Raw genomic sequence first — 19,362 nt, forward strand, 5'->3', positions numbered from 1 at the left:
TTGGTTATATCCCGTACGGGAGTGTACTGAGTGAGCGACTCCAAGTCTATGTACGGAGAGACGTGGTCGCGAGGCGTCCGTACTCGTCTTCGCGATTGTCACCGACAGCTCTGGCGGATCCACCATCGGACGAAATCGATACTGAACGGCCCATCGATCAGGGCGTCGCTCGACGGGGTCGAAAGCTCACCTCGCACGTCCACGTCGCTCGGGCTCGTCACCGACGGTGGTGAGCGGAGAACGGACGCGGAGGGAACGGCCGAGCAGTCCGGCGTCGGTAGCCGATCTTCGTTCGACGTCGACGAGGAGTACACGATTCGGAACAAGATCGGGCTCGTCATCGGCCCACTGGCGTTCGTGTTCGTTCTCGCCGCGCCGACGCCAGCGGGATTGACGACCGCCGGTCAGGCAGTCGGTGCGACAGCAGCCTGGATGGTGATCTGGTGGGTGAGCGAGGCCGTACCGATCCCGGTTACCGCACTGCTCCCGCTCGTGTTGTTTCCACTTACCGGTGCAACGGAGCAGAATACGGCCGCGGAGCCGTACGCGAACCGTCTGATCTTTCTCTTTCTCGGCGGCTTCATGATCGCCGTCGCGGTCGAGCGGTGGGAACTTCACCGACGGCTCTCCCTGTGGACGATCGCAACCGTCGGTACGCAACCGCGACGGATCATACTCGGATTCATGCTCATTACGGCGTTCCTGTCGATGTGGATCTCGAACAGCGCGACGGCGATGCTGATGATGCCGATCGGACTCGCCGTTATCGACCAGGTGGCGGAACTCGTCCGGCGGTCAGACCTGGATATCCCAACCGAGGACGGCGAGTTTCAGTTCGGAACGGTGCTGTTGCTTTCGATCGCGTATTCGGCGTCGATCGGCGGCGTCGGGACGCTGATCGGCTCCCCGCCGAATATCATCTTCGCCGGATTCGTCAGCGAGAGCTACGGTCAGGATATCTCGTTCGCCCAGTGGATGGCGTACGGCGTCCCGCTTGCCGCACTCGGCGTCGGCATCTGTTGGTTCTACCTGACACGAATCGTCCTCGACCGTCAGTTCGAAACGCTTCCCGGCGAGACGGATGTTATCGAGGAGCGTCGACAGGAACTTGGATCGATGAGTCGACCGGAAACACTCGTTCTCGTCGTGTTCGGAATCGTTGCATCGGGTTGGCTCGCCCGTCCCGTCCTCCTCGAGCCCATCGTTCCGGCAATCGACGACGCGGCGATCGCGATCGCCGGTGCGGTGGCGTTGTTCGTCGTCCCCGTCCGAGACGAGGACGGCGAGTGGACGTTCTTGCTCGACTGGACGACGGCCGTAACCGTTCCCTGGGGAGTGATTTTGCTGTTCGGTGGCGGGTTGTCACTCGCTGCCGGCGTCACCGAAAGCGGTCTCGCTGATTGGATCGGAACCGGACTCTTGGCTTTGGAGGGTATCGATTTGCTCTGGATCGTTGCTACCGTTGCACTTCTGGCCGTCTTTCTGACCGAAGTGACGTCTAACACGGCGATGACCGCGATGCTGATTCCCATCCTCGGCGCACTCGCCGCGGGGCTCTCGGTCCATCCGTACGTGTTGATGCTCACCGCGACGACCGTCGCGTCGTTCGCGTTCATGCTACCCGTGGCGACGCCGCCGAACGCCATCGTGTTCGGCGGTGGTCATCTCAAAATTCCCCAGATGGCGACGATTGGATTCGTCATGAACCTCGTCGGAGTCATGCTGGTCGTGGTATTCGTGCTCGGATGGCTTCCGTTCAGTTGGGGGATCGACGTAACGACAGTCCCTCCCTGGTACGACTGATACCGATTACTGTACCGATTTCCCGGCGCAACCGCCGACTGGATCGCGGTTGCGCCGAACATGACTTACAGTAAACCGTATGACCCTCCGTGGGACCCGTTCCACCGGAGCGACGGCGAACTACTGCGCTTCGTTCTTCCGCAGTGGCAAGTACCACGTAGCTTGTTGTCGCTGGCCGACCACTGGGCTAGTGCGATGAATTTCGACGAATTTACCGGCGAGATCCAGCACCGACTCGAGCTACCGGACACCGGTCGAACGGTACGGACGATCCGCGCGACGCTTATGACCCTGGGCCAGCGGATTCCGGAGGGAGCGGCCGACGACCTCGCCGCCTCGCTTCCGATGGAGATCAAGTGGTACATGACCGGCGCTGTCGAGGAACACGGCCAGCGGTTCGATTGGCAGGAGTTCCTCGCACGCGTCACCGAAATCGAAGGTGACAAGACCGAACCGGCTGAGAGTGCCTACCACGCACGAATCATTATCGACCTCGTGGAGACACTCGTGCCGCCATCGGACTTCCAGCAGCTACGCGACCAGCTTCCCGAAAGCGAGGACGACGAGAACTGGCGCAAGCTGTTCGAGGTGGTCGACGCCGGCGGCTGGGGTGACGCCCAGGAGGCACAGACCGGTGGCGGTCCACAGCCCGACCCCGAACTCCAGAGCGATGACGCCGCGGGCGGTGAGTCCGCCGACGAAACGCACGAGTAGCAATCCGGATCGACCGTCGGTCGGTTCGACGAGGGACCGACGCGCGACGGTGCCGGGCCACGCGAGAACGAAGACGACGGGTCCGGCGACGTCGACCAGCGCCATCGGAACTGCGGCCGTCCATCGCATTCGACCGCTCTCGAGTTCGATCAGGACGCTTTTCGCAGTGAGACTCGCGGTAATCCCCAGGACGACCGTTCCCGCAGCCTGCTGTGGGCCGACACCGCCGTCGCTGAAGACCGTCGCCGCACTCACTGCCACGGCGACCGACGAAACGAGTCCATCCGCGAACGCCGTCGCGTACAGTCTGAGGTCGCCGAACCACGCCTCCACGACGAGCGAAACGAGCAGGATGGACGCGTACGCCACCGAGAACTTCGCAGTCACCGTCAGCGAGAGCGGCGACTCGAGGTTGAACCGCGCGGCGCGCTCGCTCCTGTGCCACGTGACGGCGGCAATCACGACGGTCAGCCCGACCATCACGGCGACCGGCTGCCAGAGCGTCCAGAGCAGTCCGACCGCGAGGACGCTGCTGGCACCATACTGTGTGTTGCACGCCATTTTCGGTGGGACCGTGATCCCCGGCCTGCGGTCCTACCGATACATCGGTACAGCAAACCGTATCAAGCGAAGCACGATCACGGCGGTGAGTCGCCCGTCCCCGGCGACACTCTCGGACAGCAGACGACTCCGTTTGGTGAGAGTGTCGCCGCTGGTCCGAAGCGCCGTTCGCATCGCAGTATTCGCCGCTGGGAGTAGTCCAACTGAACCGGTACACCAGTCGAACGAAACCTGTCCGATACGTATTCACTGTTGATCCGATAACGCATTATTTCTGGAGCTGCAATTACAGCCATACAGTTGTAATACTGTTATAACTGGCCGACGTATGGCGGGAGTACGGATTGCGACTAGGTGAAGCGGGCGAAACGGTCGGGTAGTTTACGCATACGTGCCTTAACCAGGAAATACCGTAGCGATCGATCGCGTCGAGTAGCTGCACGGTAGGGAGGGGGCGAAAGAGGAGTCGCCTACGAGAGGTCTGGAACCAAATTGACCGGCACCGTTCGTGTCTACCCCATAGAATTAATCAGTGAGCGGGTGTAGCCTCCGTCGATGTCACCGACCACTGACGCGATCGATTCAGTCCTTTTGCCGACGGACGGCAGCGACGGGGCACTCGTGGGGGCGAAACGGGGTATCGATCTCGCTACAACGGCCGATGCGATCGTTCACGTCCTTTCAGTCGTCGATACGTCAGAAGCCGACGCCGTCTCGTCCGTTCTCGAACGCGAAGACACTGAGCAGCGGGCCACAGTCGAAGCCGAAGCCGAAACTGCCGTCGACGCCGTCGCGTCGCTGGCGCGGGATCGAGATGCGGAACTCGAAGTCACGACGGCGACCGAACGCGGAACGGCGTTTCGAGTCATCGATCGCTACGTCGACGAGAACGGGATCGATGCCGTCGCGATGGGGACGAAAGGCCTGACCGGTCTCAGACGTGTCGTACTCGGGAGTGTCGCGGAAAACGTCCTCCGGACGGTCGGCGTCCCGATACTCGTGGCTCCGCCCGATGCCGAAGACACCGCACTGACCGAGGAGACGGTCGAGAACGTCCTCGTACCGACGGACGGAAGCCGTGGCGCAGCGGCCGCCGTCGACTGGGGGATCACCCTCGCGGACGCGTTCGACGCGATGGTCCACGCACTCTACTCGGTCGACACGAGTCGATATCCGGATCGGATGGAACCGGATGAAGTCCTGACTACACTCGACCAACCCGGACGGGGCGCGCTCGAGATGGTCCGCGAACGCGCGACCGAGTACGGGGTCAGCGTCACGGGAACCGTGGCGACGGGTCCGCCAGCGAGAATCATCCTGGACTACGCCGACGACGAGATTGATTTCGTCGTCATCGGAACCCACGGGCGATCCGGACTCGAACGTCACCTTCTCGGAAGTGTCACCGAAAACGTCGTTCGCAACGCCGATGTACCGGTGTTCTGTGTGCCGATGGACGGCGACTGATAGGGTTCTCGTAGTCAGCCGACTGTTTCTTTTGGGGCGTGGAATGTCCGTGACTCGGTTTCAGGACTGCAAATCTATGGACGCCTCCGAGGATCCCTACGAGAACGCGGTTGGGCGACCAGCGGGGAGTCGCATCGTTCGACGACAGGATCGTACCGACGTGCGATCGACAACCCCGGTCGCGTCACTCGGTCTCGACGTTGATGTCCCCGACCTGGGTCGACTCGTGATACTGGCAGATGTACACGTCCATCTCCTCGGAGGCGACGACGCCCTCGAGCGTCGTTTCGTCGCCTTCGTCGCTGACGTCGTCACTCACGTAGTCGTCGATGATCTCGTCGTCACCGTCGCGGATCTCGAGGTTGTGCGTTACCCCATCGGCGTTGACCCACGTGAAGTCGTACTCCTGGCCATCGATGAGGGTGAGCGTCGGGTTCTCTTCGCCGTCGATGAGATCCGGTTCGACACCCGTCCACGCCTGCGTGCGTCCTTCGAAACGGAACTCCTCGACGCCTTCCCACTCTTCGACGTCCACGTCGTCATCGACGTCTTCGTCGTTGGTGTCGTCGTCCTCGTCACCAGGGCCACCACAGCCTGCAAGCGCTACTGCTCCCGTTACACCGGCGAATGTCAGTACTGTCCGTCGAGAGAACCGAGTACGTGCGGTCATTAGACTAGACGAACGTGGCGAAAGGTGGTAATCAATTTGCATCATTCAAGAGACAGTAGTGGTCGTTGATTGGACTCGTAACTGATATAGTGGCCACTGAACGTCGATGGCTACGATAGCGATCGGTGGCCGTCGACGCGGAACGGACTGGTCACGCGCGACTTCTGCCGGAGAATCGAAACGGCGTCTCGGTAAGCGTCCGAACGGTGAATCGAACGCGGTTGTATCGATCCTGAACGACGATCAGGCAGTCAGCACCGGCCGGTTTGCGGTCCGGACCACACGCTCGGCGACGCTTCCGATTCTCGCCGTCCGCTTGTGGCCGTGCCCCTGAAACCCGATGACGATCAGGTCAGCGTCGAGTTCATCGCCTTTCTCTTGAACCGCTTCCCAGGGCCGACCGTGACACACGTTCGTGTTGCACTCGATGCCGACGTTTTCGGCCCGTTCGGCGAGTTCGTTGAGCATCCCTGCACCCCGTTCTTCGAGCCTGTCGAGGACGATCTCCGCACTGCTCAGGGCGGGCTCACCGTACCGATGCGTCTCGACGCAGTACATCGCGTGTACTCGAGCATCGTACCTTTCTGCGAGTTCGAGCGCGTGCTCTACCGCCCGGTTCGCGGGATCGCTCCCGTCGGTCGGGACGAGAATTGTGTCGTACATTGGGACACGAGTACCAACGGCGGAACTCGCTAAATAGTTCATCCGAAGATCGCTGATAGTTTCGGCGCAGTCGGGGGCCGTTGGTCCGGGACTGCGATCCGCGTCGCATATGGTCTGCTGTGCGTCGTTTCCGGAGCGATCGCAGGACAGCTCGCGGCCGCTCCAGTAACACGGTACACCAGACCGTCTCAGGCCGTTATTACCGGGCGGTCGACGGACCTGACGACTCGTTCCGCGTTGCTCCCGATCTCCCCGCCGGAGCCGAGACCGCGGTTACCCAGCACGAGCAGATCCGCATCGATTTCGTCGGCGTACTCGCCGATCTTCGCGTGCGGGCGACCCTCACGAAGTGTTACGGTGACGTCGACATCGGCGCGCGTCTCGATATCCCCCAGGAGCTCCCGTCCGCGTTCCTCTAGTTCCGCGGTCGCCTCTCCCGAGTCCCCCAGCATCGCCTTCCCGTACCGGCGGGTGTCGACGACGTAAATCGCGTGAAGGGTGGCGTCGAACGTCGACGCGAGGTCGAGCGCGTGGTCGGTCGCACGGGTCGCGGCCTCACTGCCGTCGGTCGCCACGAGTATCGTGTCGTACATCGATGTAGGATGCCACAACCGGACACGACATATAGTTATCCGGTCTGTCACACGTCGTGACGGTTCGGCGTCCAGCGAGCGATGCCGCTCCGGGACGCCGACATCAAACGGGCGACGGTTCCGTTCGTGGTCGTTCGCTACCCCCCGACCTCGAGCGGGAGTTACTTTTGGACGGCCGTCAAAGAGTAGACAGCGAGATGTACGAAACAATCCTCGTTCCGACTGATGGGAGTACGGTCGCGGAACGCGCCGGCGAGTACGCCGTCGAACTGGCCGCGCGGTTCGATGCGACGCTGCACGTCCTCCACGTCGAGGAGTCGGGGCTCCTCGGTGCTGACGACGATAAGAGCGAGCGTGCCGTCGACGAGCTCGCTGACCGCGCGGCCGAGCGAGACCTCGAGGTGACGACGGCGATACGCGAACCTGGGAAGGCGGTCCACCGCGAGATACTCGAGTATGCGGACGAACACGACGCGGACCTCGTCGTGATGGGGACCCACGGCTGGAGCGGGCTCGATCGATTCCTCCTCGGTAGCGTCGCCCAACAGACGCTGCAGGAGTCGGCCGTCCCCGTTGCGACGGTCCACGACGAGACCGTCCTCGAGGCGCGGTTCGATCGGCTCCTGGTTCCGATCGACGGGAGCCACAGCGCGACGACCGCACTCGAGCACGCCATCGACCTCGCGGTCGATACCGGCGCGCGACTCCACGTGGTCCACGTGGCCGAGGAATCGTCGCTCGACGACGACACGGTGACCTACGACGTGGCGGGGTCCGACGGCGAGGTGGTCGGACTCGAGCCGGTCGACGACGCCATCGATCGTGTTCGCGCCTCGTCGCTCGAAACGCTCGACGTCTCGGTTCCGAGCGGCCGCGTCGACCAGCAACTCCTCGCGGTGGCGGCCGGCGACAACGCCGACGGCATCGTCATGGGGACCCACGGCGAAACCGGGCTCCGGCGGTACCTCCTCGGGAGCACCACCGAGCGCGTCGTCCGATTCGCGGACGTGCCGGTGATCGGACTCAGCGCACCGCGGACGAAACCGGTGACCGTCGAGTACCTCGACTATCGGGTCGTCGACGAACGCGGCTGGGATGTCGACGATCCGTTCGAAGCGGCAGCGGAGGCCGACCTCGAGGACGACGCCCATGGCACGTTCGAGGCCGGCCGCGAGGAGTACGTCCTCGACGCAGCCGAGGCGGCGGGTCTGGACTGGCCGTTTCACTGCCGGGCCGGCGGCTGTGTGAACTGCGCGGCCGTCGTGACCGAAGGCGAGATCGAGATGGATGTCCAGCGGAGTCTCTCCGAGTCGGAGGTCGAGGAGGAGAACCTCCGACTCACGTGCGTCGGAACGCCGGCCAGCGAGTCGATCAGGCTCGTCTATAACGCGAAGTACCTCGACAACCTCCAGGATCGTGTCATCTGATACGGTTTGCTGTACCGATGTACCGGTGGACCGCAGGACGGATCTCGGTCCCACCGGGAAAGACATACAGCAGACAGCATGAGCGACGACAAAGGACGGGAGCCGAACACGGCCAGGAGTATGAGTCGGCCTCGAGCGTTGCCCTCGCTCGCCGTGCAGTGTCACGTAACAGTGCCACGTCGTCAGTGAAACCTCGATCGCGATGGTTCCGTCGAACCTCGCAAGCTGGTCCGTGGCGATGTCGGAGTCAATCTCGCCGGCCCCGATCGGGAGATGGGTGTCACCCCGGCTGTGTCCGTCTGAGACGTGAAGGTACAAGACGAGGTCGCCGTAGCCCAAGCAAAAGCGATCGATGCCGCCATTGACCCCGTCCCGTTACTCCTCTGGGCGGACCGTCAGCACTGGGGTCGACGACGTGCGAACGACCCGCTCGGCGACGCTGCCGATCAGGACGTGATCGAGTCCCGTCCGGCCGTGCGTTCCCATCACGATCAGGTCGATGTCGTGTTCCCTCGCGTACTGAAGTATCTCCTCGTGCGGAACGCCCGGTTCGACGGCCCTCGTTGCGTTCACGCCCGCGCGATCGGCTTCGGCCGCGACGTGATCGACGGCCTCCTCCGCGTCGCGCTCGGCGTCTACGCGGAGTTGATCCCGCTTCAGCGCGCCCGCCCCTTTGATCACCGATAGCGCGTGGACGGTTGCGTCGAGTGCGGCCGCGAACTCGACGCCGCGCTCGGCTGCCCGCTGTGCCTCGTCGCTCCCGTCGGTCGGGACGAGAACGGCCGCGTACCGGTCGCGTGCCTGTGCTGCGTACTCCTCCGGATCGACGTCAGCGTTCGTCATCGTTCACCACACCACCTCCAACGACGCGAGACGGCTAAAAATCGACGGGGATCACTGGAACATGCCGGTTTGGGGCTGCTGTTGTGGTTGCTGCTGTTCTTCGGCAATCTGCTGGTACTGCTCTGCGACCTGTTGCATCCGCTGTTGGATCTCGTCGGCCTGCTCGTCGAGCGATGTCGTGTCGACGTCGAATTCGACCAGCGGCTCGAGGGCGGTCTCGATCACGGACTTGGCCGCCTGCGGGTCCGGGAGGAACGGGTGCGAGCGGACGATCAGGAGCGCGGCCGGGATGTCCGCCTGGTAACACTCGCGGACGAGAGCGCCGGTGATACCGCCGACGAGCCCGGGTTCCTCAGGGACCGAGATGCCCGCGTCGACGAGTTCGGCCTTGATCGGCTCGGTCGTCCCGACGCCGCTGACCTCGCCGACCTGCTCCTCGGACTCGGCCGGCGCACCCGCGAGGAAGATCGCCCTGTCGAACTCGTCCGCAAGGTCCGAGAGCACGCACTTGCTCAGCGGTTCGAACGCCGGCTGAGGGAGCGCGAGATCGCTCTCGAGAGTCATCACCGCCGGGTCGTTCCCGGTGTAGACGCGGACGAGGTCCTGGACGATCCCGTTCTCGAACGTGGTGACAGGCGGAAAGTTCTCAGAGGCGACGTTCCCGTAGTGCTCGAGCCCGAGTTGGTCGGTGATCAGGTCGACGGCGATCGCCGCGACGAGCCCGTGTCCGGGTAGCCCCTCGATCAGCGTCGGCGCTCCGTCGGGATCCGGTGCGACTTGCTCGAACGACGCAGCTTCTGTCTGGTCTGCCATATATTGGCTATTTTCCGCCGCGAACATTAGTGTATATCACAAGGATTGATCGGTTCACGACCGCTCCGATCGAGAATTGAGACGTTCAGACCGCGAACGCGGCGACTGCGACGGTTCCGAAAAACACGTGCCAGACGATCGCTGCGGCCGCAACCCGCGGATCCGTCGCCGGCAGGGGCGGGTTTCGAAACATGGCGTCGTAGACCAGCAGCGTGGCTACCAGCGTCCCGATGAAGAGCCCGGTGTGGAACGCGATGGTCGTTAGAGTCCCGAGGAGAATCCCGGCGAGGAGACTCCCCGCGATTCCGACGAGGATCTTGTCGTAATAGTCTAACATGGGTGTGGCCCTCCTGTTCGAAGGTCGGTCGCGACCATCGACAACCCCCCGTTCGTTCCCGCGGATCGAGAATGCCGACGATCGATCCTGACAATATCATCCAGAACGACGTCGACCGAATCGTCACGGGCAGCAACTATCGGTCGGGAGCGTCGCGAAGATAGTCCTCAGGCGTTCGCCGGTGCCCGGTGATGGTCGTCCGGTGACGCGGCGGTTCACTACCGACGTGGGGACTTCTCTTCCAGGTCGAACTCGAATGCCTGTTCGTGGATCGACGGCCCGTCCTCGTCGTCGGGCCACCAGCTAGTCCCCTCGCGGTCGAGGATTTGCACGTCGGCACAGCGGACACATCGGAGCGGGTAGACCGGGCCGATATCCTCCGTGACGACGACTTCGTGGTTCCAGGGATGGTGCCAGTCGTGGCCGTACAGCCGGCACTGCCAGTTTAGGTATCCCATATCGAGGGATACGGTCTCATGGTAAGTAAGCTACTCGGCGACCGTTCGTCTCAGCGGGAACGAAAACACATCGATTGCTGAATCTGGACAGGTTCATGCCCGATTCGGTAGACAAGGACGGTATGGATGTCGCGTGGGTTTCGCGCTGGCGGCAGCGTCCCCGATTGAGACGGACATGACCGCAATTATCACCCTCAATGATACGCTTACGACGCTAAAATATCGGGTGTCGAAAATTCAAATGCTTGTAACTATTATCTAGAAAAACTGTGGGGTCGAGGAACAGTTTTATTTGAGTAATCGATGTCCATTCGGCCACGAGCGCGTGACACCGTAGATTTATGACCGCAGATACAAACAACGAACTCACCCATCATTTGGGCGTAGCGATCGGAAGCATCGTCGTCGCGGTCCTGCTGTGGGTCGTCGGATACCGCGGCCAGCGAGTCGTCGCCGCGGTCCCCTTCTTCATCCTGTTTTTCGTGATGGTCATCGGCCCGCTGGTGCGCATCCGGCCGTCGATCAGGCGTCAGTTTTCCGGGAACTTTCCCGTGAACTGGCGTTCTGAACTCGGTATCTGGTTCGCTATCTGGTCCGTGATCCACGTGCTGTTCGTCTTCTGGGACCGCGATTGGGACGTGGTCGGATACCTCGTCGACATGAGCCCGTGGGCGTTCGGTGCCAGCGTGGCCGTCCTCATCGCGATCGTACTGGCGTTTACGTCTAACAATAGGGCCTACGACTATCTCGGCCCGAAAGCCTGGAAGTGGCACCAGAGTCACGGAACGTACGTTATATTCTGGCTCGTGGCCGTCCACGGCTACGATCGGGCGTACCTGCGTCCGTACGAGGAGATGGGGTTTCCCTCGGACGATCCGCTCCACCTGATCTACCTCGCGATGATCGTCCTGGTGGTCGTCCTCCACGTGGTCGCGTTCGCGGCAGTCGTCTCCGAATATCGGAACACGGGTGAGTATCCACCGGACCTGTGATCGTCTCCCTCGGCATATCGCTCCTCGGAGTCGGCCCGACCTGTCCGGCGGCGATGCGTCGACGGAGCGGTCCCACTGGCGGTCAGAACAGCCGCCTCGAGTCGACATCGACCCGCGCTCAACCCGACCTGTAGATGCTTCCTTCGCTCACACGCCGCGACAGCGTCGCGCTGAGGAGACAGGCAATCTCGAACGGGAGGACGATCGGACGTCGACAGTCAGTTCGTAGATGATAACAATAGCGGAGAGGAGCGCGTGAGCGATCCGGTTGGGAACTCGCGGTTTCGTCGGTAGAGCTCAGTACCGCTCGAAATACAGATCCTGCACCTTTACGAAGATCGCCATCAGCAGCGCGAAGACGACGGCGGCGATCCCGATCTGCGCCCAGTGGACGAGCGCAAGCGGTTCGACATCGAACAGGAGCTGTCCGGTCCCCGTGTAGAGCACGAGCAACTGGAGCGTGACCGCGACGGCGACTGCGAGCACGAGCCAGTTGTTCGAGAATAGCCCGAGCCCGTACCGGTACCGGATCGCCTGGATACGGACGATTTCGAAGACGACGAATCCGGTGAACACCATCGTCTGGGCGAGTTCTCGTCCGACCTCGTAATCCGGACTCCAACCGACTACCGCGCCGGTCACGTCGTAGCCCGGGATCACCTCGCCGTAGAAATTCAGCGTAAACAGCGGGAGCAGACAGATCGTCATGAAGGCGGCGATGCCGACGACCGAGGTGACGATCCGCGTCGTGATGACGCCCTCCTCGGGTGGCCGCGGATCGCGCTCCATGATGTCCTCGGCGGCGGGGTCGACGCCCATCGTGAGCGCGGGGATGCCGTCGGTGACGACGTTGATCCAGAGAACCTGGATCGGCGTAATGACCAGTCCGAGGCCGGCCAGCGTCCCCGTGAAAATCATCGTCACCTCGCCGCCGTTGCCGCTCAGCAGGTAGTTGACAAACTTGCGGACATTGTCGAAGATGCGTCGGCCGCCCTGAACGGCGTCCCGGATCGTCGCGAAGTTATCGTCCAGCAGGACGATGTCGGAGGCCTGCTCGGTGACGTCCGTGCCACGGATCCCCATCGCGATCCCGACGTCGGCGTTTTTGACGGCGGGTGCATCGTTGACGCCGTCGCCGGTCATTCCAACTGTGTGACCTTTTTTCTGGAGCGTCTGGAGGATCCGTGTTTTGTGGTCGGGCGAGGTACGGGCAAAGATGTCGACGTCGTCGACGATATCGGTCAACTCCTCGTCGCTCATCCCCTCGAGTTCGGGCCCCGTCACGACACGCGTCGATCGCAGGCCGACCTCCTCGCCGACCGCTCGCGCCGTGACGGCGTTGTCGCCGGTGATCATCACGACGTTGATGCCAGCGTCCAGACAGCCTTCGATTGCGCCCGGAACCTCCGGCCGGGGCGGGTCGAGCATTCCCTGCAGGCCAAGGAAGACCATCTCCTGCTCGAGGTCCTCGTCTGGGTCCTGAGCCTGCGATTCGGGCACGTCGGGCCGGTAGGCAAAGCCCATCACGCGCAGGGCGTCTTCGGCGAACGACTCGTTCTGTGCCTCGAGTTCCCGACGGCGCTCGTCGGTCAACTCGACGAACTCCCCGTCGACGAGTTCGCGATCACAGCGCTCGATAACCGTCTCGGGAGCGCCCTTCATGTACGCGACGGTCTCCCCGTCGGGCGTTCGATGGACCGTCGTCATCCGCTTTCTCGCGGAGGTAAAGTCGACTTCGCCGAGACGGGGGTAGGCCTCGTCGAGTTCGTTGTGGTCGAACCCAGCTTTCTGTGCGGCGACGAACAGCGCGATCTCGGTGGGATCGCCGAGATAGGTTCGTTCGCCCTCTCCAGGGCCAGTCGTGGCATCCGCATCATCGCCGGTCCCCTCGTCGGTCACGTCGTCCCGTTCGCGAGTGCCAACGTCGACGTTGTTACAGAGCATCCCACAACGCATCACCTCTGCAACGCGTTCGCTGTCGACGGGCGTGTCGTCCTGTAAAAACTCGCCGTCGGTGTCGTAGCCAGTGCCGGTCACCTCGTAGGTCTCTCGGTTGGCGACGATCCGCTGGACGGTCATCTCCTCCTCGGTGAGCGTCCCGGTCTTGTCCGTACAGATGACGTCGACCGAGCCCAGCGCCTCGACGATCGGCAGTCTACGCACGAGCGCGTTCTGGTCGGCCATCCGACGCGCCCCCAGCGCAAGCGAGAGCGTGACGACCGCGGGCAACCCCTCGGGGACCGCGGAGACGGCGATCCCGACCGCCGTCAGGAAGACCTGCAGCGGCGGCGTGTCGCCGATTACCAGTTCGGTGATCGCGATGATCGAGACGATGCCGATCACACCCGCCGCGATGATCTTGCCCAGACGATCCATCTCGGCCTGGAACGGGGTGTCGCGATCTTCGGCCTCCTCGAGCGCGGTCGCGATCTGGCCGATCTCGGACTCGGGACCGGTCTCGACGACGACCGCCGTCCCGGAGCCGCGCTCGACGACGGTATCCTTGTACAGCATGTTCTCGCGCTCGGCCAGCGAGGTTTCCTCGGCGACCTCGCCTACTTCCTTGGAGACGCCGACGCTCTCCCCCGTCAAAGCCGCCTCGTCGACGCTCAGGTTGGACTCCTCGATGATCCGGGCGTCGGCGGGGACGATGTCGCCCGATTCGACGAAGATAATGTCACCGGGTACGACGTTCGTCGCGTCGATCTCCGTCTTCTCGCCGCCGCGCCGAACGAGCGCGTACGTCGTCGACATCTCCTTCAGGGCCTGAATGCTCTGTTCGGCCCGGTAATCCTGAAGGAACCCAAAAACGGTGATGAAGACGACTACGGCCGCGATGACGCCCGCGTCGATCGTGTGACCGACGAACGCCATCACCGCCGCGGCGACGATAAGCACCCAGATCAGCGCCGGCTTGTACTGGTCGATGAAGATCTGTAGCGGAGAGATGCCCTCTGTCGCCTCGATTTCGTTCGGTCCTTCGCGTTCGAGACGCGCCCGAGCGTCGTCCGACGACAACCCCTCGTCAGACGTCTCGAGTTCGTCATAGACGTCCTCGAGCGGCCTCGAGTGCCAGTCGTTCTCCGACGCGGGCTCGGTCCGCTCGTATTCTGCTGTCCGTGACACGTGTCTATCGTTGGTGACAGTAGCGGAGTACTTAGTCGCAATCCCCGACGGCTGGGAATTGCCCGCAATTATTGCGACTCGTTCGGAGCTGGAAACGGAACCGTGTCGACCGAAAACCCGCTTTCGGTCGCTCCAATGAAAATCCCAACAGACCGAATTAGCCGGTCGGGGAGAACGTGACCAACCAGCCGTCGTCGCCGCGTTGCTCGACGCCGACCGTCACCGTCTCCTCGAGTTCGACCTCGTCAGCGCCTCGCAGCTGCCCGGTGAGACGGACGCCCTCCTCGAACGTCGCGATGACGACTGTGTAGGGGGTCTCGTCGGCGTACGCCGGGATCGAACTGAAAATCGTCGTCGACGCCGTTACCGACGCCGTCTCCGACAGCGGCCGTTCCTCGAGCGTTCGGGTACCACACTCCGGACAGACCGTCCGCGGCGGCAATGCCGTCGAGCCACACTCCTCGCAGGCGAGATAGATCGGGTCGCCGTCGTCGATTCCCTCGGCGAAGTCGATAAACCACGGCTGCATGGTTACGCACCCCCCGTTCGCAGCACGTTGACGACGCAACTCGCCCCGCTGCCGCCGACCGTGTGCGTGAGCCCGACCGTCGGATCGTCCACCTGATTCGGATGGCGACCCTCGAGTTGCTTCGTGATCTCGACGAGCTGGGCGACACCGGTCGCCCCGACGGGGTGGCCCTTCGCCAGTAGCCCGCCCGAGGTGTTGACCGGAATGCGGCCGTCGACGGCCGTCTCGCCCTCGAGTGCGCCGCGGCTTCCCTCGCCGCGTTCGAAGAAGCCGAGCGATTCGATCGCCAGGATCTCGGCGATGGTAAAACAGTCGTGGAGTTCGACAACGTCGATGTCGTTGGGGCCGATTCCGGCGCGTTCGTAGGCGTCCTCGGCGGCCCGTTCAGCAGCCCGCGTTCGGGCGAGATCCGGCCGATCCTGTAACGCGAGCGAGTCGCTCGACTGGCCGCTGCCGGCGAACTCGACAGTCGTCTCGAGGCCGTGGTCGTCGGCGTAAGCCTTGCTCACGAGGACGGCCGCGCTCGCGCCGTCAGTGATCGGACAGCAGTCCTGCAGATTGAGCGGCGTCGCGATCGGTGGCGACTCGAGGACGCTCTCGATGTCAGTTTCCTCCTGGCGCTGTGCGAGGGGGTTGGAGACGCCGTTCTCGTAGTTCTTCACCGCCACGGCGGCGAGATCCTCCTGTGTCACGTCGAACGCGTTCATGTACATCTGGGCCATCAGCGCGTAGATGCCGGGAAAGGTGAGTCCGGCCTCGTTCTCGTACTCGTTGTCTGCAGCGTTTGCGAGCGCGTCGGTGACCTCGCCAATGCCGCTTGCGGACATCATCTCGACGCCGCCGACGAGGGCAACGTCGGCGTCGCCGGCTTCGATCGCCTGTGCGCCCGATCTGGCGGCCGAACTTGCGGAGGCACACGCACTCTCAGTTCGCATGGAGGCAGCCTGCCGTGCGCCGAGGTAGTCCGCGAGCATCGCGCCGACGTGGGCCTGGTCGTCGGTGACATCGCCGATGAAGTTGCCGGCGTACAGTTCCTCGATGTCGTGAACCGGCAGCGATGCGTCCTCGAGGGCATCGAGTGCGGCGTCAGTGAACAACTCGCGTGTCGACGAATCGGGGTGTTTCCCGAACGGCGTGCTGGCGACGCCAGCGATCTGGACGGTCATACGCCGACCGCTACCACAATACGGCTCTTAATACCCCTAGTGATTGATATTCAAACACGACATACAGAGAATAGGACATATCAATTGCTGGGACGACACAAACGGATTTGTAGGCCCTCAATGTAGGGAGCGTCGAATGCTTGACAACAAGATCGCAATCGTCACCGGTGGCGCGGTCGGTATCGGTAAAGCAATCGCCGACCGATTTCTCGAGGACGGCGCAACCGCCGTCATCGCCGACATCGACGAGGAGACGGGCGCAGCGGTAGCCGACGACCTCGGCTGTCAGTTCGAACACTGCGACGTCCGCGAGTACGAACAGGTCGAGGCGCTCGTCGAGGGCACCGTCGAGGAGCACGGTCGCCTCGACGTGATCGTGAACAACGCCGGCGTCGCGAGCGTGACGTCGGTCGAGGAGATGGAACTCGAGGAGTGGGAGAACGTGATCGAGACAAACCTCGACGGCGTCATGCACGGTACGAAGGCCGCGCTGCCACACCTCAAGGAGTCCGACGGTAGCGTGATCAATCTCGGCTCGATCTACGGACTCGTCGGCGGGCAGGGTGCCGCCTCCTACTCTGCCGCGAAGGGTGGCGTGATCAACTTCACCCAGCAGGTTGCGATCGACTACGCTGATCAGGGCGTCCGCGTTAACAGCATCTGTCCCGGCTTCGTCGAGACGCCGATGACCGAAGACCTGCTCGAGGACGAGCGTTTCTACAATTTCATGGAACAAAAAACGCCGATGGATCGCCACGGCCAACCCGAAGAGATTGCCCCGATGGCCGCGTTTTTGGCGTCCGACGAGGCGTCGTACATCACCGGGGCGAACATCCCGGTCGACGGCGGCTGGACGGCGTTCTGACGGGGAGATTCCGCTCGATCGGTTCGCCGACACGGAAGACGTCGTGGTGCGGTTTCTCACCGGCGACTACGCGGATACACGACGAAGTCATCGGGCCCAACGGCGACATAGAGTGGGAACCGGGTCCGTCACGCCGTCTCCGGCTCACCCCGGACCAGCGTCACCGTTCGCGGCGAGTCGCGCGCGACCCGTTCCGCGACGGAGCCGATCAACAGTCGGGCGGCCAGCGATCGGCCGTGGCTCCCCATGACGATCTGGTCGTAGCCTTCGTCGTCGGCGTAGTCGACGATTTCCGCGGCCGGCGTCCCGTAGGCGGTTGCCGTCTCGACATCGCCGCCGCGCTCCGCGGCGACCGCAGCGGCAGACTCGAGGATCTCCTCGGCGCGCGTCTCGTGGGCCGTGCGGATCTCGTCGAGGTAGGTCCCCTCGACGTCCACGTGATCGTGATCGAATCCGAGATTGACCACGTTTAGCAGGGTGTGGGACGCGTCCGGAAACGTCTCGATAGCGTACGCGGCCGCTGCCTCGGCCTGCTCGGAGCCGTCGACCGCGACGAGGACGCGACCCGGAAGGTCGCGTTCGCGGATCGCCGTCGGCGCTTCGGGAACGATCGTCGTCGAAACGGGCGATCGGCGAACCACGGCCTCGCTGACGCGACCGAGGAAGGGGCTGGTGATCGGTGATTGGCCGTGGCTCCCCATTACGAGGTGGTCGACGTCCTCCTCGGACGCCACCGACAGGATCTCCGTGTGCGGCCGACCGGTTCGAAGTTCCGTCCTGATCTCGTGGCCGTGGTCGTCAGCCAGGTCCGTCGCCCGCTCGAGGAACCGCTCGCCGCGTTCCTCGGCGCGTTTCTCGGGTGGATCAGACTCACCGACGCTCGTGTAGTGGTCGTACGACGGATCGACGACGTGTAACGCGGTGAGCGTCGCATTCGGGAACGATGTGAAACAGTACTCGAGGCCGGCGTAGGACTGCCCAGCCCCGTCGATCGGAACGAGGACGTGTCGTGACATAGTGCGAGGGAAACCTCTACTCGACCGTAGGACGAGGACCTGCTTAAAGACGGACCTCGAGAGCGGTCGTCGCGAACCGACGGCGACAGCGCGACCGGCGATCGATGGAAGGACGCCGTGATATTATAGTCGGCGGCATCGTAGAACGACCCATGAACGACCGAATTCTCGTTCCGTACGACGGGTCGCCGCCGTCCGAGAAGGCGCTCGAATACACCTTCGAGATGTTCACCGACCCGGAGGTCACCGCCCTCTACGTCGTCCCGACACCGGAAGGCTACTGGGCCGCGTTTGAGGACTCCGAAGACCGGATCCCGAACGTCGACGAGGCCCGCGAGCGCGGCCGCGAGATCCTCACCGAGGCCGAGTCGATCGCGAGCGACCACGACGCGACCCTCGACACCGAGGTCGTCCTCGGCAAGCCGAACCGGATCATCGTCGATCGGGCTGAACACGAGGACTACGACACGATCGTGATCGGGAGCCACGGCCGCGAGGGCGTCTCGCGGGTTCTGCTCGGGAGCGTCGCCGAGACCGTCGTCAGCCGAGCGCCTATCCCTGTCCTCGTTGTCCGATAAATATCCGCAGTAGACCGCTTCGAACGGCGTTCGAAGACTGAAACCACTACGGAAGTCCCCGTCGCACCCGCTTCGGTCGCGTGCTTGCTTCGTCCGGGAGGGGTTGAACGGCGCGAACTGACGAACGAGTGGCACGCGCTGGCGATCGGCTGCGTCGCCACCGCGGGCAATCGTCCGGGTCTATTACGCGAGACCTGCGTCGGCGTCTTCGTCGCGGACGACGGTAACGGTGACCGGCGCCCGACTAACGACCAGTTCGGCGGTGCTGCCGAGCAACAACCGCGTCTGTCCGGATCGCCCGTGGCTGCCCATGACGATCGCGGCGATGTCGTGGTCTTCGGCGTAGTCGACGATCCGGCGGGCCGGGTCGCCGACCGCGGATTCCGTCGTGAGATCCGCGTCGTACTCGGCCGCGAGGTCGCGAACGTCCTCAAAAATCGCTTCTTCCATCTCCCCGGCGCGATCGTACCACGCCTCGGATCCGTGCGAAGGTTCTGTCCTGACGTCGACATCCATGGGCGCGCTGTACCCCGGATCCGCCGGATCGATCACGTGAAGCGCGACGACGGAGACGTCGTCGTGGGCGTCGAACGCGTATTCGAGCGCACGTTCGGAAAGCGGTGAACCGTCGACTGGGACAAGTAGCTGGCGAGACATCGACGGGACGTATGTCGTGGAGGCGGAAAGCTCTATCCGAGATCGTCGATTCGCGATGGGAACGGCACATTCCGATTACAGTGG

At 63.3% G+C, this 19,362-nt stretch carries 19 protein-coding genes and 2 pseudogenes; 7 read left to right on the forward strand and 14 right to left on the reverse strand.

What is annotated here, in order from left to right; all coding sequences use genetic code 11:
- The first annotated feature begins 48 nt into the window (after positions 1 to 48).
- Together NATTI_RS0118245 and NATTI_RS0118250 are read left to right on the forward strand one after the other, a co-directional pair.
- Entirely contained in the window at positions 49 to 1,803 is a 1,755-nt protein-coding gene (locus tag NATTI_RS0118245) for an SLC13 family permease (protein ID WP_006088430.1), read from the forward strand.
- Between the two features lie 195 nt (positions 1,804 to 1,998).
- Positions 1,999 to 2,517: a DUF2267 domain-containing protein gene (locus NATTI_RS0118250; RefSeq protein ID WP_006088429.1), complete on the forward strand. Its 519-nt coding sequence runs from the start codon at positions 1,999 to 2,001 to the stop codon at positions 2,515 to 2,517.
- A 159-nt stretch (positions 2,518 to 2,676) separates the two neighbouring features.
- Here the strand turns inward: NATTI_RS0118250 and NATTI_RS27090 are convergent.
- Positions 2,677 to 3,078: pseudogene (locus NATTI_RS27090) on the reverse strand (DUF4010 domain-containing protein); the annotation flags it as partial.
- Between the two features lie 555 nt (positions 3,079 to 3,633).
- Between NATTI_RS27090 and NATTI_RS0118265 the strand changes: the two are divergent.
- The gene (locus tag NATTI_RS0118265; RefSeq protein WP_019992024.1) at positions 3,634 to 4,545 is read left to right on the forward strand and encodes a universal stress protein; all 912 of its coding nucleotides are present in this window, start codon (positions 3,634 to 3,636) and stop codon (positions 4,543 to 4,545) included.
- A gap of 184 nt (positions 4,546 to 4,729) precedes the next feature.
- Here NATTI_RS0118265 and NATTI_RS0118270 read toward each other — a convergent pair whose 3' ends face one another.
- From NATTI_RS0118270 to NATTI_RS0118285, 3 genes are all read right to left on the reverse strand, one after another.
- Entirely contained in the window at positions 4,730 to 5,215 is a 486-nt protein-coding gene (locus NATTI_RS0118270; protein WP_006088426.1) for a hypothetical protein, read from the reverse strand.
- 243 nt (positions 5,216 to 5,458) lie between these two features.
- Positions 5,459 to 5,878 (reverse strand): universal stress protein, encoded by a 420-nt coding sequence (locus tag NATTI_RS0118280; protein WP_006088425.1) that lies wholly within the window; start codon positions 5,876 to 5,878, stop codon positions 5,459 to 5,461.
- 188 nt (positions 5,879 to 6,066) lie between these two features.
- Complete coding sequence (locus NATTI_RS0118285; protein WP_006088424.1) at positions 6,067 to 6,471, reverse strand: universal stress protein; 405 nt, start codon at positions 6,469 to 6,471, stop codon at positions 6,067 to 6,069.
- Positions 6,472 to 6,668: 197 nt separating this feature from the next.
- Here NATTI_RS0118285 and fer point away from each other — a divergent pair, with 197 nt between their 5' ends.
- Positions 6,669 to 7,898, forward strand: coding sequence for a ferredoxin Fer (gene fer / locus NATTI_RS27365; protein ID WP_006088422.1), 1,230 nt, complete (start codon positions 6,669 to 6,671; stop codon positions 7,896 to 7,898).
- A 124-nt stretch (positions 7,899 to 8,022) separates the two neighbouring features.
- Here fer and NATTI_RS27530 read toward each other — a convergent pair.
- The 5 genes and pseudogenes from NATTI_RS27530 to NATTI_RS0118320 all read right to left on the reverse strand — a co-directional run.
- A pseudogene (locus NATTI_RS27530) lies at positions 8,023 to 8,255 on the reverse strand (sugar phosphate isomerase/epimerase family protein); the annotation flags it as partial.
- An 18-nt stretch (positions 8,256 to 8,273) separates the two neighbouring features.
- Positions 8,274 to 8,741: a universal stress protein gene (locus NATTI_RS0118300; protein ID WP_006088421.1), complete on the reverse strand. Its 468-nt coding sequence runs from the start codon at positions 8,739 to 8,741 to the stop codon at positions 8,274 to 8,276.
- Positions 8,742 to 8,792: 51 nt separating this feature from the next.
- A complete protein-coding gene (locus NATTI_RS0118305) occupies positions 8,793 to 9,554 on the reverse strand; it encodes a proteasome assembly chaperone family protein (RefSeq protein ID WP_006088420.1) in 762 nt (253 codons plus the stop codon).
- 85 nt (positions 9,555 to 9,639) lie between these two features.
- Positions 9,640 to 9,891, reverse strand: a complete 252-nt coding sequence (locus tag NATTI_RS0118310; RefSeq protein ID WP_006088418.1) for a hypothetical protein — start codon at positions 9,889 to 9,891, stop codon at positions 9,640 to 9,642.
- A 218-nt stretch (positions 9,892 to 10,109) separates the two neighbouring features.
- A complete protein-coding gene (locus NATTI_RS0118320; protein ID WP_006088417.1) occupies positions 10,110 to 10,349 on the reverse strand; it encodes a hypothetical protein in 240 nt (79 codons plus the stop codon).
- Positions 10,350 to 10,690: 341 nt separating this feature from the next.
- Between NATTI_RS0118320 and NATTI_RS0118330 the strand changes: the two genes are divergently transcribed.
- Complete coding sequence (locus NATTI_RS0118330; RefSeq protein WP_006088415.1) at positions 10,691 to 11,341, forward strand: cytochrome b family protein; 651 nt, start codon at positions 10,691 to 10,693, stop codon at positions 11,339 to 11,341.
- A 297-nt stretch (positions 11,342 to 11,638) separates the two neighbouring features.
- Here NATTI_RS0118330 and NATTI_RS0118340 read toward each other — a convergent pair whose 3' ends face one another.
- The 3 genes from NATTI_RS0118340 to NATTI_RS0118350 form a co-directional block, all read right to left on the reverse strand.
- Positions 11,639 to 14,467: a cation-translocating P-type ATPase gene (locus NATTI_RS0118340; RefSeq protein WP_006088413.1), complete on the reverse strand. Its 2,829-nt coding sequence runs from the start codon at positions 14,465 to 14,467 to the stop codon at positions 11,639 to 11,641.
- Between the two features lie 157 nt (positions 14,468 to 14,624).
- Positions 14,625 to 14,996, reverse strand: a complete 372-nt coding sequence (locus tag NATTI_RS0118345; protein ID WP_006088412.1) for a Zn-ribbon domain-containing OB-fold protein — start codon at positions 14,994 to 14,996, stop codon at positions 14,625 to 14,627.
- Positions 14,997 to 14,998: 2 nt separating this feature from the next.
- Positions 14,999 to 16,162: a thiolase domain-containing protein gene (locus tag NATTI_RS0118350; RefSeq protein ID WP_006088411.1), complete on the reverse strand. Its 1,164-nt coding sequence runs from the start codon at positions 16,160 to 16,162 to the stop codon at positions 14,999 to 15,001.
- 136 nt (positions 16,163 to 16,298) lie between these two features.
- On the opposite strand from NATTI_RS0118350, the gene NATTI_RS0118355 reads away from it, so the two are divergent.
- Positions 16,299 to 17,027, forward strand: a complete 729-nt coding sequence (locus tag NATTI_RS0118355; protein ID WP_006088410.1) for an SDR family NAD(P)-dependent oxidoreductase — start codon at positions 16,299 to 16,301, stop codon at positions 17,025 to 17,027.
- 128 nt (positions 17,028 to 17,155) lie between these two features.
- Here NATTI_RS0118355 and NATTI_RS0118360 read toward each other — a convergent pair whose 3' ends face one another.
- Positions 17,156 to 18,043 (reverse strand): universal stress protein, encoded by an 888-nt coding sequence (locus NATTI_RS0118360; protein WP_006088409.1) that lies wholly within the window; start codon positions 18,041 to 18,043, stop codon positions 17,156 to 17,158.
- Positions 18,044 to 18,195: 152 nt separating this feature from the next.
- Here NATTI_RS0118360 and NATTI_RS0118365 point away from each other — a divergent pair, with 152 nt between their 5' ends.
- The gene (locus NATTI_RS0118365) at positions 18,196 to 18,621 is read left to right on the forward strand and encodes a universal stress protein (RefSeq protein ID WP_006088408.1); all 426 of its coding nucleotides are present in this window, start codon (positions 18,196 to 18,198) and stop codon (positions 18,619 to 18,621) included.
- A 183-nt stretch (positions 18,622 to 18,804) separates the two neighbouring features.
- Here the strand turns inward: NATTI_RS0118365 and NATTI_RS0118370 are convergent, their stop codons facing one another.
- On the reverse strand, positions 18,805 to 19,278 hold the full coding sequence (locus NATTI_RS0118370; protein WP_006088407.1) for a universal stress protein: 474 nt from the start codon (positions 19,276 to 19,278) through the stop codon (positions 18,805 to 18,807).
- Positions 19,279 to 19,362: the final 84 nt, after the last annotated feature.

Source organism: Natronorubrum tibetense GA33 (assembly GCF_000383975.1).
Taxonomy (GTDB): Archaea; Halobacteriota; Halobacteria; order Halobacteriales; family Natrialbaceae; genus Natronorubrum; species Natronorubrum tibetense.

Coding starts and splice junctions, on each gene's coding strand:
- NATTI_RS0118245 (WP_006088430.1), top strand. CDS start 49: ATGTACGGAGAGACGTGGTCGCGAGGCGTCCGTACTCGTCTTCGCGAT.
- NATTI_RS0118250 (WP_006088429.1), top strand. CDS start 1,999: ATGAATTTCGACGAATTTACCGGCGAGATCCAGCACCGACTCGAGCTA.
- NATTI_RS0118265 (WP_019992024.1), top strand. CDS start 3,634: ATGTCACCGACCACTGACGCGATCGATTCAGTCCTTTTGCCGACGGAC.
- NATTI_RS0118270 (WP_006088426.1), bottom strand. CDS start 5,215: ATGACCGCACGTACTCGGTTCTCTCGACGGACAGTACTGACATTCGCC.
- NATTI_RS0118280 (WP_006088425.1), bottom strand. CDS start 5,878: ATGTACGACACAATTCTCGTCCCGACCGACGGGAGCGATCCCGCGAAC.
- NATTI_RS0118285 (WP_006088424.1), bottom strand. CDS start 6,471: ATGTACGACACGATACTCGTGGCGACCGACGGCAGTGAGGCCGCGACC.
- fer (WP_006088422.1), top strand. CDS start 6,669: ATGTACGAAACAATCCTCGTTCCGACTGATGGGAGTACGGTCGCGGAA.
- NATTI_RS0118300 (WP_006088421.1), bottom strand. CDS start 8,741: ATGACGAACGCTGACGTCGATCCGGAGGAGTACGCAGCACAGGCACGC.
- NATTI_RS0118305 (WP_006088420.1), bottom strand. CDS start 9,554: ATGGCAGACCAGACAGAAGCTGCGTCGTTCGAGCAAGTCGCACCGGAT.
- NATTI_RS0118310 (WP_006088418.1), bottom strand. CDS start 9,891: ATGTTAGACTATTACGACAAGATCCTCGTCGGAATCGCGGGGAGTCTC.
- NATTI_RS0118320 (WP_006088417.1), bottom strand. CDS start 10,349: ATGGGATACCTAAACTGGCAGTGCCGGCTGTACGGCCACGACTGGCAC.
- NATTI_RS0118330 (WP_006088415.1), top strand. CDS start 10,691: ATGACCGCAGATACAAACAACGAACTCACCCATCATTTGGGCGTAGCG.
- NATTI_RS0118345 (WP_006088412.1), bottom strand. CDS start 14,996: ATGCAGCCGTGGTTTATCGACTTCGCCGAGGGAATCGACGACGGCGAC.
- NATTI_RS0118350 (WP_006088411.1), bottom strand. CDS start 16,162: ATGACCGTCCAGATCGCTGGCGTCGCCAGCACGCCGTTCGGGAAACAC.
- NATTI_RS0118355 (WP_006088410.1), top strand. CDS start 16,299: ATGCTTGACAACAAGATCGCAATCGTCACCGGTGGCGCGGTCGGTATC.
- NATTI_RS0118360 (WP_006088409.1), bottom strand. CDS start 18,043: ATGTCACGACACGTCCTCGTTCCGATCGACGGGGCTGGGCAGTCCTAC.
- NATTI_RS0118365 (WP_006088408.1), top strand. CDS start 18,196: ATGAACGACCGAATTCTCGTTCCGTACGACGGGTCGCCGCCGTCCGAG.
- NATTI_RS0118370 (WP_006088407.1), bottom strand. CDS start 19,278: ATGTCTCGCCAGCTACTTGTCCCAGTCGACGGTTCACCGCTTTCCGAA.